Source organism: Hyperthermus butylicus DSM 5456 (genome assembly GCF_000015145.1).
In the GTDB taxonomy this organism is placed as follows: domain Archaea; phylum Thermoproteota; class Thermoprotei_A; order Sulfolobales; family Pyrodictiaceae; genus Hyperthermus; species Hyperthermus butylicus.
Map to the genome: position 1 here is coordinate 1204644 of NC_008818.1, position 14557 is coordinate 1219200.

Genomic DNA, 14557 nt, shown 5'->3' on the forward strand with positions numbered 1-14557 from the left:
CAAGTGCTAGGCTAGCCGTCGCTTTCCACATTCCCATATTCTATGATAGGCTCCCAGCATTCCTTACAGAGGACTGCTATCTCATTGTAATTGTCTAGTTTTACGCCATCTCTTCCAACAAATGTTTCAAACACGTAGCTTGAGCTATCCATGCTTCTACGGAGCCTAACCAAAAGCCCAGGCGGCATGGTATAGAGCGTATACCCTTCTGGTGTCTTACGCGTATAGATTGGGGCCCATGTGCTAGCTGCAGCTAGGGCTTCTCCAAGGCGTATTGGGTGGATGTTTGACGCAGCTGCCAAGCCGCTGTACAGCCTGGCGAGTCCTGCGACTAAATCGGGGCCATACCCTCTTTTGCCCGCGATGCTTGTTACGTGGGTGCGATATTCTCGGAGTACGCTGTATAATTGCTCCCCATAACGGTAGATGCAGCTTCCCCATTCTATGAGCACGTCTCCGCGCGGATATAAACATGGAAGCAGGTGTTGCGCCTTCTCCACCACGGTCTCGGGTATAAGCGGGTAAATAGCTTCAGCTTCAAGCCAGCCCTTAACTACTAGCACCTCCTCACCAATAACTAAGCCCTGCTCATTGCTAGCAAGTTGTAGTACCCACCTGCCCTCCAGAACGGTTCTCTTAACAGAGCCTATGACTGTGGACCTCCTATAGGGTAATCCATAGACGTCAATGCTCGCCGGCTTAGAGTCTACTATGATAGCTATATCAGAGATACTGAAATGTGGTAGTGGCTGCGGTATCCAGGGCTGGGTAGGGGTTACTGGTAGGAGCTCGCTGAGGCTCTTGAACCTTGCCTGGAGCCTCGTCGTCGAACCCCTACTACTAACTAGCCTACATTCACTACCGCTGCAGACATAGAGGGTTTCACATGTTGACTCATACTCTACCCGTATTGGTTCGCTAGTAGCGTCAATGTATACGTGTATGCTGCAGGAGGTCAACGCTCCAGCCCTCGCCTAGGCCGGGGGTCATAGCTTACATCTAACCCTAGTTTGGTTTACCGGTACAGACCACACAACAACAAAAAACAAAATTTCGAAGCACACGAGAGGAACACATAATATGTTGTACTGAGGAGCTTGATTCCAGGCGAAAGGATGTCTGGAACTCCAGGTTCAGATCTGGACAAATTCAAGTGGTTAGAGCTGCACTACACAGACCTGGCTGGCTATCTGAGGAGTGTTACTATCGCAGCGGAGGATCTCAGAGACAATGTCGACGTAACAGGCTTTGATGGTAGTAGTGTTGAAGGCTTCACGGATATAAGTGATAGTGATCTAACACTGCGTCCAGATCTAAGTACATTGGCTGAGATACCATGGCTAGAGGCTACGGGGAGGGTAATATCAACAATATACAAGAATGGTGCTAGGTATGAGCGTGATCCACGCTACATTGCTGAACGTACTGAAAAGCTTCTTGGCGAACAAGGCCTTGAGGCTCGTATAGGTCCCGAAATAGAGTTCCACATAGTAGACAAGCTATACCTTAGTGTTGACCAGCCACAGCGCGGACTATGTTACCGCATAGTTTCAAGTGAACACCCCGGCAGTGGCAGCTATTTCGAGAAGACTAAGAAGGCATACCACACACCGGCACCCTTCGACAAAGTTTACGGGCTGCGGCTCGAGCTAGCCGAGGTTCTAAGGAAATACTTCAGAGTACATGTAGAGGTTCACCACCACGAGGTTGCTAGTGGCGGACAGATTGAGATAGACTTCCGTTATGGTGGCGTGGTATCAGCTTCTGATGGGGTTATCACGGTCAAATACGTTGCAAGGAATATTACTGCAAGGCATGGCTATACTGCAATCTTTATGCCTAAGCCGTTCGCTGGCGATAACGGGAATGGGATGCACGTACATATCAGCATTTGGGAGCGTCGCGGGAATGGTTTTAGAAACTTGTTCTATGACCCATCAGACGGTTATGCAGAACTGAGCCAGTACGCTAGGTACTTTATCGGGGGTCTCTTAGAGCATGGGAGAGCTCTTGCAGCAATCGTGGCACCAACCGTGAATAGTTACCGTAGGCTAATACCAGGCTACGAGGCTCCAGTCTACCTCGTCTGGGGAAGGAGTAACCGTAGCGCAGCCATCCGTGTACCATTCTACGGCCGGGGTGCAGAGAAGTCTAAACGCATAGAATTTAGGCCCCCCGACCCCTCCGCCAACCCATACCTGGCCTTCACCGCCATAATTGCAGCCGGCCTAGATGGTGTGAGAAAGAAGATCGAGCCGGGCGACCCCATAGACCGTAACGTCTATACTATGAGCGAGGCTGAGAAGAAGCGGCTCGGGATAAAGGAGCTGCCTAGAAGCCTAGAGGAGGCGCTAGACGAGCTAGAGTCAGACAACGAGTTCCTACGACCATACATACCGTCAAGCGTTCTTGAAGCCTACATAGAGCTTAAGCGGCGTGAAGCCAGGGAGCTTAAAGGATATCCAAGCCCAATGGAGATCTACACATACCTCTCACTCTAACACAACTATCAAATCTTGTTTTCGCCTTATAAGCTTCAGACCTTACAGTACGGAATTTATGGCCCAGCCGGTGAGGAGGGCTCCGGGCGTAGCCGAGTAATGGCTCGTGCGGAGAAGGGGATGCCGGCCCGAGGCTCCATCCCACAGCAGATGCCCCGCATTGCTTGTTATGGGATTGCATTCCACATTCTCGCAAACTACAGGGATGAGATAGGTAGTGACGATGCCTTCGTGGCACGCGCTGACTATGTAAACGGTAAATGCCGTATCGAGATAGGGGGAACATTATGCGATGGCAAGGCTGTAGAAGCGGCCGCAGGAATATTGCCTCGGCTCATTAGAGTACCGCTCATACCCTTCGAGGCTAAGTGTGTTAGTGGAGAATACAAAGCTCATATGGGGTTTGCTGAACTCTCACGCAAAGCTGTCGAAGAGGCTCTGTCTGCACTGCGTAGTGTCCTTGTCAGCATTGCGCTTACGGTTAACTACGAGTACTTTATTGTTGTGGGATGGAATGGAGGTGTCGCAACTGGATATGGGAGGCATGACCGCATACAGCTGCCACACATTCAAGCCGTACTGTTTGTACACACACACCCTATAAGCATCTGCTACCCATCAAGGAATGATCTTCTCTCAGTGGCCGATTTCCTGGCCGATGGAGGCCTTGCAGCACTCATAGCATCGCCACACTGTATTAGTGCTCTGAGGCTGATAAGGCCCCTCATAGAGGATGATTACTGGGCCCTTCAGGAGGCGGCGAGCTGCGTAGCAAAAGCCAAGTCCGCCGAGCACTACATGGACTGCCTAGGCATGCTGCAGAAGCTTGAGAGTATAGTGTTTGAACTCATATAGGTCTGGACAAGTATCGGGGGCTCGGCTAGGAAGGCCTCTGGCATCGGCCCCGCTTGGGAGGCCTACCTCTAACTACGGGCTCGCCATAGCCCCGGAGAGTGTGTATACTCGCATCTGCGTCAAGGTAATCAATATTTACCGGGGTTGGAGTGTAAAACTTCTTGGTGCTGACGTGGACCGGATCTGAGGCCTCTACAGCTTGTGATGATGCATCGGGCGCTACTGAGTAACACCTAGTTCCTTCGCTATGCTTCTAAGTAGTTGCCAGCCATACTCAACTGTCCTTCCTGTTGCTAGGCATGTTTGTTCATCGAATCTACCCGGGCTTGTACTTAGGCCCTTCCAGCTAGCCATCCATGGTACTGGGTCGTCTGCATGTGCTCTTACCCTCCACGGCGTCGCATGATCTGAAGTTACTATCACGGCTGTCTCGTTAAGGTCTATCAGCTCTATCAGTGGTTGTATGAATAGTTTGTCTATTAGCTCTATCGCTCTCTTCTTGCCTTCAAAGTCGCCGTCATGGCCGGGTTCATCTGGACCCTTTAGGTGCACATATATGAAGCGGTGGCCATCACGATATGCTTTTATCGTCGCCTCAAGCCTTACAGGGAGATCTCTTTCGTGGTTACCAGTTGGTGGCGGTACACTATAGTACTTCATACCGGCAGCAACGGCTATACCTATCTCCACAGGCATTTCAGCTATGGCTGCTGCAGGCGATAGGCCAAGTACACTTGCTATCGGTGGTAGTCTTGGTGGCTTTTCGCCCGCATCTCTTAACAGTATAGCGTTTGCCTTGAGCAGGCCACGCTTTGCCCTCTCCAAGTTTACTGGATGATTATCAAGTATTTCTATAGCCTTCTCAACAAACTCATCTACTAGCTTGCACGTGTACTCTGCCTCCTTGCTTGACAATAGTGGCTTGCAGCGTGGAAGTACCATCTCTGGATTCCTTACCGCTACTGAGATCAAACCACGTCTCTCATATGCTGGGTCAATGTTTGAAACCATTGCGGAAAGCTTGTGCTCCCTATCACCTATAATGACTACTGCGCGGTGACCAATTGTAGCCTTAACCCTGGCATAACCAGTTGAGCCTAACCTCATGCCGTCAAGAGCCTTGGCTAATTCCTTCGCCTCTGGCGAGGTTAGGCTACGGGCAACCCTCCTATCTATTATCCTGCGTGTTGAAGGATCAACTGTTGCAAAGTTTGCCCTGAAGGCAACCTCATAGCCTTCACGTATTTCCAAACCCACGCCAAGGGCTTCAAGAGGACCACGACCGGTGTAGTATTCCTCGGGGTTGTAGCCGAGTATGGAGAGGGTTGCGAGGTCGCTCTCCGGAGCTACACCCTTGCCGACCGGGTAGTGTACACCACAAATAGCGTGTCTAGCTAACGTGTCAAGTCCTGGCGTAGAGGCGCTGCTTAATGGTGTTTCACCGTTGTCGGGGCGGTCTGCAGCACCGTCAAGGATTAGGAGTACTATCCGTTTAGGCCCTGGCAAGGAGCTGGTCCACCTCCAGCGTACTAGCTGTCCCCGAAGCTATTCGTAGCTGTTGCCGCTAACTCTTTTCTCGCTGCCGTTACTGCTCGTTTTACGCCATCTATGTAGGCTTCATGTTCTGCTGCAAGTCCGTCAAAGAATTCCCTCAATATGTGAGCCTTGTTGACGGCAAGCTTTCTCGCGGCATCACTGCATAGGAACTGGTCAAGTCTAGCCAGTTTCTCACGGTAATGGTTCAACGTACCGTCAATGTCTCGTTCATGGCGGCCGGAATAGTAGATTGCGCGGTATACCCCTATAGCTCCTAGGGCGTCGAGTTTATCAGCATCGCTTAGTATGCACGAGAGTACGCTACTATACTTTCCCCCCGACAGGCTATAGCTGTGTTCAAGTATTGCACGCTTAACCTTCTCGACAACATCACTGCTAAATCCCATTCTTGGCAGAACGAGTTCTGCAATACTAGCCGATACTATGGCATGATGTATGCCAAGGCGCTCCTCAACACCCCTACCAACATCATGCAGAATGGTGGCTGCATACATTTCCTCATCGTTTATATCATGTGCACCAATCATCTCTTTCAGCTTGAAAGCTATACACATCACCCTTACAGTATGGGGTAGCCCGTGCGCTTCGTCGAAGCCTTGCAGAGCTGCAGCAAGCGACAGCAGTTGACGGCACCAGGTTATTGATAAACACTTATCCACCACAGCACTACAGTCCAAGCTCTCGGGCACCGGTGAGGTGTTCCGGCGGAGCTGAGGACAATAAGACAGCAGACTCATCTGTGATGAACTCTTCGCTGTCCCGAGGTGCTTAGCCTATTGGTGTACCCTTAAACACTAAGGATAACACTGTGAAGAACGCTATAGCGGCTAGCCCTATCCCGGCAAGCCTAATACCGCTTACAACCATGCTCTCTCCACTTATCCTACCGAGATAAGCACCAAGGAGAAACAGCTCTAGGACTATAAGCATTGCAGAAGTGTAAACGAGAAGCCCCGTAGCAGCTCTTACACCGAGCAGTAACGCTATGGTAAACGGTGTCACACCTATGGCTGGAAGGACTATTGCTCCAAGCCCACTCCACAACGCGACATAAATGGGAACTATCTTAGCTGCCCTCTCGTATATGCTGCCCCTTAGCGTGTGCAGGATAATCCTCTCTGTACGCTTGAGTTCTCTAAGTCTCTCAGCCCGCTCGGAGAGATATGTGGCTACGACACCACTAAAGAAGCCCATGGCGAATGATGCACCTATAACGCTACCCACGTAGCTTGCAGGGCTTGTAGTGCCACTGAGATAGTTTCCAAGGATCACGCCGAGACTCGACAGTAACCCGTCAAAGCTGTTGGTGACAAACATTCTGCGAGCAATACTATCTGCGTTAAGCATGCGAGCATACTTTATCATCTCGCGGTAGAAACGCAGCATCAGCCCAAATATGCTAAAGATCCCCCGCGTCAAGGGGCATGCATCCCTTCCTACAACCAGATACAAGGGCGAGATAGCAAAGAGCACACCGTGTTTTTGGAGGAGTAAAAATACACGACCTATATGCAGGCCTCTACCTTGCGCCCCGTTTTGCCAGCTTCACCCTGGCAACATACTCTTCAAGTACTATTCTCACTTTGCCACCGTTTTTGCCGATGTTTACGAGGAGGTCATTAACCCTATAGCCGCACCTCGGGCACCAATAGTAGTACCTAACTATTCTACCTCCATTACGGAATTCTATCTCTACACGATACTCCATATGTGTTCTACACCTAGGGCATACAATGCCATCCATGCCCTGCGCCATAACCCAGCACCCTCGCCGCATACATACCTCGAATATTCCCGCTATCACAACCGTTTAGCGCCATGACTTGCTCAGCTACTAGCCCGGTTCTACTCCAGTGTACACTATAACCCGCGTTAAGGCTTAATATACCGATTTCGCTTCTAAGACTAACCCGGACGAGGTGAAGCATTACGATACTCTTTGACGCTTATGGGAGGCCGTTAACTAATCTGAGACTTATGGTTACAGGTAGATGCAATTTTGCATGCTTTTTCTGCCACATGGAAGGCTATAAGCAGGGATATCGGGTAGAGGACGAGGTTAGCCTTGAGGAAATTGAGCTTCTAGCCAAAGCTGCTAAGAGGATTGGCATTGAGGCTTTCAAGATCACTGGCGGCGAGCCGACAGTAAGGAGTGATCTTGTCGATATTGTTAAGATTCTTCACAGCTACGGGTTCTATGTGTCAATGACGACCAATGCTTCACTCCTACACAACCATATGCCAGGCCTTGCAGATGCTGGTATAGGACATGTGAATGTTAGCCTACACTCTCTCTCCGAGAACGTGTTTGAGAAGATTACTGGACGTAGGATGCTCGGCCAGGTTATCCAGAACATAAGGCTACTACGCGAGTACGGAATACCAGTTAAGATAAACTTTGTAGTACTGAGAGGGCTCAACGAGGACGATGTCGTAAAGTTGATAGACTTTGCAGCATCTGTTGATGCAACAGTGCAGATTATAGAACTCCACCCTGTAGGCAGGGCTGTGAAAAGGTTTAAGGACTATTATCTGCCGCGCTGGCATATACTTGAGAAGCTTGAGGATAGGGTTGTCGAGATAAAGTACAGGGTTGGACTCCACAATAGACCAATACTAGTACTTGATAACGGTGTACGTGTAGAACTCGTAGGTCCCGTAGGCAACTACGCATTCTGCGCCGCTTGCACACGTATGCGAGTCACTTACGACTTTAAGCTAATACCATGTCTAAACTGGCGCGGTAGCCCAATTGATATTAGGAAGCGGCTTGTCAATACACACTCTCCCGAGGAGAAAGTTGAGAAGATTATTGAAGCCTTAAAGGAGGCTAACATGCTCCGCAGACCCTTTGTCCTATTTCCAAGGAGTGGTAAACCGTTCACAGTTAAGCGTAAGTGGCGTATCGCGAGACTTGGCATACCTCGGCGCGACGGTAGCTTATCAATAACAGGGCAGCGACGCGAGAAGGTTCTAGCCCTGCTACTCGGAGAGTGGGGTAAGTATCTACAAGCTAGCTGATGATGTATGATACAACCTTTTCAAGCATCATTACGAGGAATACAAGGCCTAGCATCATGTTTGTTTTCTTGAATGCCGTTCTGCTGTAATTCGGATCTCCTCCGAGTTCTGCATATTTTACTGCAAGATGAAAGATTGCTATGGCGGCAATAACGCCTACTATGAGTGACACCGTACCTATGACATTGTTGACCCAAAGCCCAACAATAGAGTAGCCCATTACGAGCGAGCCTAGTCCTATGCCGGATGCAACAGCTATAGGGGTATCAGCTACAACTGGCAGCATTGGCACATTTGCGCGCCTATAATCATCGCGGTAGTATGTTGCTAGGAACCATATGTGTGAGGGAACCCATGTAGCGACAATAAGTGAGAACAGAAGCGCATTAACATCGATTCTTCCCGCAGCGGCTGCCCAGCCACCAAGAGCCGGTGCACCACCAGCAACAGCTCCAGCTATAATGCTGAGTGGTGTTCTCCTCTTGAGGAGATAGGTGTAAGCTACTATGTCAAAGAGGAAACCAATAACTATTGCAAGAGCAAAGTGAGGGTTTATAATGCGCCAAGCGAGGATTACGGATACAATTGTGGCTGCTACGGTTGCTATAAACACCTTTAGAGGGTCAAGCCTTCCAGCTGGTAGTGGCCTATCCCTAGTCCTCTCCATAAGTGCGTCTATGTCCCTGTCAAAATACATGTTTAGCGCTGTAACCGCAGCTATAGTGATAAACCCTAGAGTGAGCACCACTAGGTGTCTCTCATAGGGCTTTCCGAGCCCGCCCCCAACAATATATGCTGTATACATTGTAAATAGTAGTAGGAGTGTCTGCTTAACCTTAGCTAGGGCAAACACGTCCAGCAACACGGATCGCACACGGCTGAGCTGCATCACATGTGCACCTCGTTCGCCGAAAATTTACGTAGACACCCTAGTTAGAGCCTATAGCGAGGCTCAAAACTATTTAACTGTTAAAGCGGATAAAATCTCTGAGGCTGCGTAGATGTGCACTGCATGTTCAAGCTAAAGCTTACACTTGTATCAACACGTCAGGAAAACTTGCTTCACTGCATGGAGAGGATTCAGGCAGCACTATGTGCACACGGTAGATGTATAATGGGCCGAGCCGGCTGGACTATTTCGGCTATACGGAAGTGCATAGTCATCCTTACAGCTCCAAGGCCTAGAGCAGCTCAGCTAGTACCCGTACCTCTCCCGGCATCATACGAAACACCAATACTGATTGAATGCATGGCTACCGAGGATGTAGTTGAGTTAGTAGAACTGCTCAACACAGCTACGGAGGATTGCAAAGCTTCTCTACTGGTCACAGAGGCGGCTAATACGTAATAGCCACCAGCCCGTAACATATCTCTGGGCGATGACAGGGTAAGCGGTCGCCGAGGGACTGGTATGAGGAAACTCCCATGAATGGAGCCCACATAGACTGAAGACATGTTAAAGTACCGGACCCTTACTTATGTTTAAACGGCTGAAGCCCCTTGCCCGGCCCCCTCTACGGCCGCGACCTTTTATCAATACGTGACCTCAGCAGCGAGGAGGTATGGCTAGTCATTGAAACTGCTAGGCAGATGAAGCTACGCTACTACGCTGGTGAGCGCATCATACCCATGCTAAAGGGTAAGACTATCGCCCTCATCTTCGAGAAGCCTAGTACGCGTACAAGGGTCAGCATGGAGGTTGCCGCGCTACAACTCGGCGCGACCCCCCTGACATTCAGACGCGACGAGCTACAGCTGGCCCGCGGCGAGCCAATTAAGGATACAGCACGCGTACTATCGCGCTACGTGGACGCAATAGCCGCAAGGGTCTTCAAGCATGAGAGCCTGGAAGAAATGGCTGCCTATGCAAGCGTACCCGTTATAAACATGCTCAGCGACCTCGAACATCCCTTGCAAGCTCTAGCGGATGCCTTAACGATTTACGAGAAGAAGGGCCACATAAAGGGCATCAAAGTCGTATACGTGGGTGATGGTAGAAACAATGTGGCGCACAGCCTCCTACTGGTCATCGCTAAGCTCGGGGGACACATAGTTATATCATCGCCTAAGGAGCTGACACCGAGAAAAGACATCCTCGAAGCCGCACAGCTGGCAGCAAAGGAGACAGGAGCAACAATAGAGCTTATTGAGGATCCCGCTGAGGCTGTTAGGGGTGCCGACGTGGTCTATACCGATGTCTGGGTGAGCATGGGTGAGGAATCCCTAGCCGAGGAAAGGAGGCGTCTATTACAGCGATACCAGGTTAACGAGAAACTAATGTCACTAGCATCAAACAATGCCATATTCATGCACTGCCTACCGGCCCATCGCGGTGAGGAGGTAACCGAGGAAGTCATAGAAGGCCCATGGAGTGTCGTGTGGGATCAAGCTGAGAATAGGCTACACGCACAAAAGGCTGTTCTAGCACTGATATTAGCGCCTTAAAACGCCGTATACTTTTCTCTTCACCTAACCCTCCTAATCTCCACGCCCAGCTCTCTAGCAGCAGTCTTCGCGTCGTCCAGGAGTACTGGGCCTGAACCGTAGAGTACCAGTATTGGCTTAGCGTTTATACTTCGAGCCTTCTCTGCAATAGTCTCGACCATCGATCTACCTACATTGACGCTGCCATAGATAACGTCTACCGCCAGTATAGTGGACTCCTTCTTAGCTACGAAGGATACAGTGCCCTTCGGCGTTGGAAACTTCATCTTCACACTGTACCCGGCCTCCACGTAGCGACCCGCAACCTTTCCCTCAACACCATACTTTTCTGCAAGCTTCTTCTTCGTAAACACGATTTCCGCTAGTGTCACAGCTCCTTCACCCCGTGCCCCCAGCACTGGGCTAGGCTTTATTAGTATCCCCCTCACTCCGGGTCTCCGCTAGGACGTGACTTGGCAGAGCCGGTTATGGCCATTGGCATTGCAGGAATGTTCTTCATAGTGCTTGGCTGGGCTTTATCGCTACCTGCTGTTCCCCCCCTACGGCTAAGCACATCCTACTTCATTGGCAGCACATTATTGACTATTTACGCTATACTCTTGAGGGATCCCATATTTACTGTATTGAATGCTCTTGCTACAGGGTTAGCGTTAGCGAATATATTTCGCGGCCTAAAGCAGCGGCGTAAACAGGGTGTACTGGAGCGATGAACACATCTAAACTATTAACGGTTACAACAAGTATTCAGCCATTATCATCATAGCTCTCGTGACACTGTTACAGTTATAGGCTTCTATGTCAGGTACATGCCATTTGAGAACTACAAGCACGTAGAGAAATTTGCCAGGAATTACGGCATCTCACCCGACGTAGCAAAATTCTCCTACATAGACGCCAACGACCCCTGGATAGAGTACTGGCTAGCCAGGTACCTACACGATAAAGGTGTGTCGTCTTGGGCTAGCCTTACCCGTGACAACCCTGTAACAAAGCTATTCTGGTACCCGTGGGGTAGAGACTTTACGCATACAGAGTTCCCATTCATACCCGTTGTTGGCGCGCTAACCCCTGGAGGCATGAGGGTTGTTGAATGGGTTTCACTGCTACCGCCAGTTTTCGGAACACTAGCAATAATTATTGCAGCCATCTACATGTACCGTGTCTATGGACGTCCAGCAGCAATCATAGCTGCTGCTCTTCTATCACTCCTGCCAGCATCAACCTCAAGGACCTACGCTGGGTTCGTGGAGAAGATTGGTATTGCACTTCCCTTCCTCATTCTAGGCCTCATGTTCTACGCCGAAGCACTTAGGAGGCGTTCGCTGGTATACGCTGTTGCTGCTGGTGCTGCATTTGGCGTTATAAGTTATGTATGGGGAGGCTACGTTATTGCCGGCCTTGCTATCGCCGTAACTTCACTGCTAGTACCACTAGCTGTCAATAGGCTTGATGAGGCTAAGCCTTATCTCCTGACAAGCATTACTGTAGCTGCTACCGCGCTTGCAGCATCCATACCAGCCGACATCTACGGCCCGGCATCAATCAGGTTTTATGCCGCCGCACTCGCTGTAGCACTGTATGTGTATGGCATTGTGTTCGTTCTAGAAAAGCTTCATGCCAGGAGTACTGTAGCGAGAGGCTTCGTCTATAGGCTCGCAGCTCGTTGGCGCAAGTTCTACACATATGTGCTCGCAGCATCCATTATCATCGGCATGTTTATAGCGTCGCTGATCAAGCTGCCGAGCCGCGCCGTGTTTGCTATAGCCTGGCCTCTACGGGAGACAGGGCTCATACACTTGTCCCTGCTCGCTGAGACTGTTGCCGAGCATTCATCACCACTTACAGATCCGAGGCTTATGAGGGACTTCATGTGGAGTACCAATGTACTAGTTGTGCTTGCACCAATAGCTGGGTTATACCTCCTCTATCGAGGCCTATGGAGAAGAGAGGCTTACCACATACCGCTAGCTATCACAGCTCTAGGACTGTACTATGCCGTGCTCGGAATGGTTTACTTCCAGCAAGCAGCATCGGTAGTAGGCATACTCGCTACAGCTGCACTAACACCCTATGTGCTAGAGCCGATCACTATTACGAGCATACAGCGCACAAGGAGATGGAGACGTAAGAGCCAGGGGCCCTCGGAGCTGCAGCTCCTTGGAGCCGTAGTATTCATAGCACTCATAGCTGGTGGCATGGTGGTAAGCGCGTATAGAACAGTAAACGTCCTCGAGAAGCATGTAGCAATGATTACAGGGTATAGCCTAGACACTACCCAGCTGGGCTGGCTCTACCTGCTAGATTATCTCCGGCAGAGTATAAGCAACGATACAGTTGTCGTCACATGGTGGGACTATGGGTACCAGATAAGTGTTGGTGCCGAACGCCCCTCAGTAGCTGATGGTGCAACGATTAATGCTACCCAGATACGACTACTAGCAGAGTTCTACACAGCCACAAGCGAAGACGAAGCCGCCTCGATACTCGAAAGGCTCGGGCTAAAGCCTAACCAGACCTTGATATTCGTACACGATCTGGCACTCTACAACCCATCAAAAGGCATACTTGTGTATACACCCGCTATAGACATACCAAAGTCAGCTGCCATGCTCCATATAGCTGAGAAGGACAAGGAGGGGTTCTGGCCGATAAACGATAAGTACATGTATACGATGATATACCGGTTCTTCTCTACTGCACCATTCTACCTCGACAAGATAGGCATAGCAGTGCCCAACGTAACTGAGCTAGTAAAGCCAAAAACCGTTCTCGTCGGCAACCTCCAGATGAAACCATTTACTATGAAGAGGTTTGAACCATACATGGTAGTCGTAGGGTTCTACATCGACGCTGAGACAGGCCAACCAATCGCAAAAATAGTAAACGGAGATGTGTACTATTACGTAATGCTGCTAATACTGTTTAAGTGGGTTAAATAGCTGCATCACTGACAAACTGGGCTGAGGAGGCTGAAGGCTTCAATACATAGCTCTGAGTCCCATTTATTAAGGGGGGCTAGAGAGTAGAGGGTGCAGCGCTGATGATATTTAAGCGACGGAGACAAGTATCGCCGCGTGTAAAGCTGCTAGAGCTAGCAGTCGCCACAAGATATGCTGTTTCCAGGTTGGGGCTGCAAGCTGCAAGGCTTAGAGCAGCATATCAGCGGACACGGGACAAGACACTGCTGAAAATGCTCGAGAACATCGTTAGGCTTCAGGCTGTATTGGAGGTCTTGTCTGTTAGACTTGAGACACTAGCACAAATAGGCACCATATCCTCGGAGGATCTGTACACGGTGAAGCAGATAATTGCTGATCTTAAATCAGCTTATGGCGACATAGCACCAGGCATATCCAGCATGCTTGCCGACCTAGAGAATACTGTTACCTCAATAGCTTCCCTCACAGGCCTAGAGATCCTTACCACGGGGGTAACAGTGGCTGACGAGAATGCTAGACGGATACTAGAGGAGGCTGAGCTTATAGCTAGGCAGAGGCTTGAGGAACTGATGAGACAGACATAGGGTGAAAGCGTTGAAACTCACAATAATATATCACTACCGGGATACGGGTCTCGTCCGCATAACACACTATGGAGAAGACGGCCGCAAGATAGCCGAAGAAGAATATAGGGACGTTAAAACGCTAGTTGTGAAGACTCCAGTCCTGCTCCCCCGGGGGATGCATCACGCTATAACAGCATACGTCATAGAGGGGGGAGCCCGCATAATAGCTAGGGATGGCATATTGATAGTCGAGGGTGGGGACGGGGAGGCTGGATGATCAACGTAAAGATAGAGATGAGTAAGAGCCGTACAGGGAGGCATGCAGCTCGCAGCCTGGCGCTACTCGTCTCCGAGGAGGGCGATATTGTAGAGGCTAAGCCTAGGAGGATAGCTGAGACTAAACCGCTTTACAGCAGGGGGCGCGCCTACATAGCATCTATTGACGTGCCGGAAGGCTGGTACCTGGTCTACGTATATCTCGTGAAGAATCTTAGGGGTCACGTTAAGGGTTATATTGAGGTCTATTCCAGGGATGCCGAGCTACTCTACCGCGCAGTGTACCGGAAGTTAAAGCTCAGGTTTAGCAAGGGGGACCCGCACTATGCTTGGATTGTTAGACGGGTAGCCGAGTACCTTAAGCTGCCAGTCAAAAACTATAATCTAGAGCCGTAGG

General features: G+C 50.1%; 15 protein-coding genes. 8 read left to right on the top strand and 7 right to left on the bottom strand.

All coding sequences use genetic code 11. The features are described 5' to 3' along the window. Positions 1–11 precede the first annotated feature (11 nt). Complete coding sequence (locus tag HBUT_RS06225; RefSeq protein WP_011822346.1) at positions 12–959, bottom strand: hypothetical protein; 948 nt, start codon at positions 957–959, stop codon at positions 12–14. Between the two features lie 156 nt (positions 960–1115). Between HBUT_RS06225 and glnA the strand changes: the two genes are divergently transcribed. After that, entirely contained in the window at positions 1116–2501 is a 1386-nt protein-coding gene (gene glnA / locus HBUT_RS06230) for a type I glutamate--ammonia ligase (protein WP_048061843.1), read from the top strand. A 99-nt stretch (positions 2502–2600) separates the two neighbouring features. Beyond that, positions 2601–3356, top strand: a complete 756-nt coding sequence (locus HBUT_RS06235) for a hypothetical protein (protein WP_011822348.1) — start codon at positions 2601–2603, stop codon at positions 3354–3356. A gap of 219 nt (positions 3357–3575) precedes the next feature. Here the strand turns inward: HBUT_RS06235 and HBUT_RS06240 are convergent, their stop codons facing one another. The 4 genes from HBUT_RS06240 to HBUT_RS06255 form a co-directional block, all read right to left on the bottom strand. Beyond that, complete coding sequence (locus tag HBUT_RS06240) at positions 3576–4862, bottom strand: BPG-independent phosphoglycerate mutase family protein (protein WP_011822349.1); 1287 nt, start codon at positions 4860–4862, stop codon at positions 3576–3578. Between the two features lie 23 nt (positions 4863–4885). After that, positions 4886–5590, bottom strand: coding sequence for an HD domain-containing protein (locus tag HBUT_RS06245; protein WP_194840470.1), 705 nt, complete (start codon positions 5588–5590; stop codon positions 4886–4888). 91 nt (positions 5591–5681) lie between these two features. Then, entirely contained in the window at positions 5682–6332 is a 651-nt protein-coding gene (locus HBUT_RS06250; protein ID WP_011822351.1) for a VIT1/CCC1 transporter family protein, read from the bottom strand. Positions 6333–6432: 100 nt separating this feature from the next. Beyond that, the gene (locus HBUT_RS06255; protein ID WP_011822352.1) at positions 6433–6669 is read right to left on the bottom strand and encodes a ZPR1-type zinc finger protein; all 237 of its coding nucleotides are present in this window, start codon (positions 6667–6669) and stop codon (positions 6433–6435) included. A gap of 176 nt (positions 6670–6845) precedes the next feature. Here HBUT_RS06255 and moaA point away from each other — a divergent pair, with 176 nt between their 5' ends. After that, entirely contained in the window at positions 6846–7934 is a 1089-nt protein-coding gene (gene moaA / locus HBUT_RS06260) for a GTP 3',8-cyclase MoaA (RefSeq protein WP_228546801.1), read from the top strand. Here the strand turns inward: moaA and cyoE are convergent. After that, positions 7927–8823 (bottom strand): heme o synthase, encoded by an 897-nt coding sequence (gene cyoE, locus HBUT_RS06265; protein WP_011822354.1) that lies wholly within the window; start codon positions 8821–8823, stop codon positions 7927–7929. The two genes, moaA and cyoE, sit on opposite strands and share 8 nt — an antisense overlap. Positions 8824–9434: 611 nt before the next feature. Between cyoE and argF the strand changes: the two genes are divergently transcribed. After that, complete coding sequence (gene argF / locus HBUT_RS06275) at positions 9435–10379, top strand: ornithine carbamoyltransferase (RefSeq protein WP_011822355.1); 945 nt, start codon at positions 9435–9437, stop codon at positions 10377–10379. A gap of 20 nt (positions 10380–10399) precedes the next feature. Here the strand turns inward: argF and HBUT_RS06280 are convergent, their stop codons facing one another. After that, positions 10400–10750, bottom strand: a complete 351-nt coding sequence (locus HBUT_RS06280) for a hypothetical protein (RefSeq protein ID WP_011822356.1) — start codon at positions 10748–10750, stop codon at positions 10400–10402. A gap of 435 nt (positions 10751–11185) precedes the next feature. On the opposite strand from HBUT_RS06280, the gene HBUT_RS06290 reads away from it, so the two are divergent. The 4 genes from HBUT_RS06290 to HBUT_RS06305 all read left to right on the top strand — a co-directional run bounded on the left by HBUT_RS06290 (position 11186) and on the right by HBUT_RS06305 (position 14556). Further along, positions 11186–13318 carry an STT3 domain-containing protein gene (locus HBUT_RS06290; protein ID WP_011822357.1) on the top strand — a complete coding sequence of 711 codons (2133 nt, stop codon included), beginning with the start codon at positions 11186–11188 and terminating at the stop codon, positions 13316–13318. A gap of 101 nt (positions 13319–13419) precedes the next feature. Further along, a complete protein-coding gene (locus HBUT_RS06295; protein ID WP_011822358.1) occupies positions 13420–13902 on the top strand; it encodes a hypothetical protein in 483 nt (160 codons plus the stop codon). A gap of 10 nt (positions 13903–13912) precedes the next feature. Beyond that, positions 13913–14161, top strand: coding sequence for a hypothetical protein (locus HBUT_RS06300; RefSeq protein WP_011822359.1), 249 nt, complete (start codon positions 13913–13915; stop codon positions 14159–14161). Next, entirely contained in the window at positions 14158–14556 is a 399-nt protein-coding gene (locus tag HBUT_RS06305; protein ID WP_011822360.1) for a hypothetical protein, read from the top strand. Before HBUT_RS06300 ends, HBUT_RS06305 begins: the two co-directional genes overlap by 4 nt. Position 14557 lies beyond the last annotated feature (1 nt).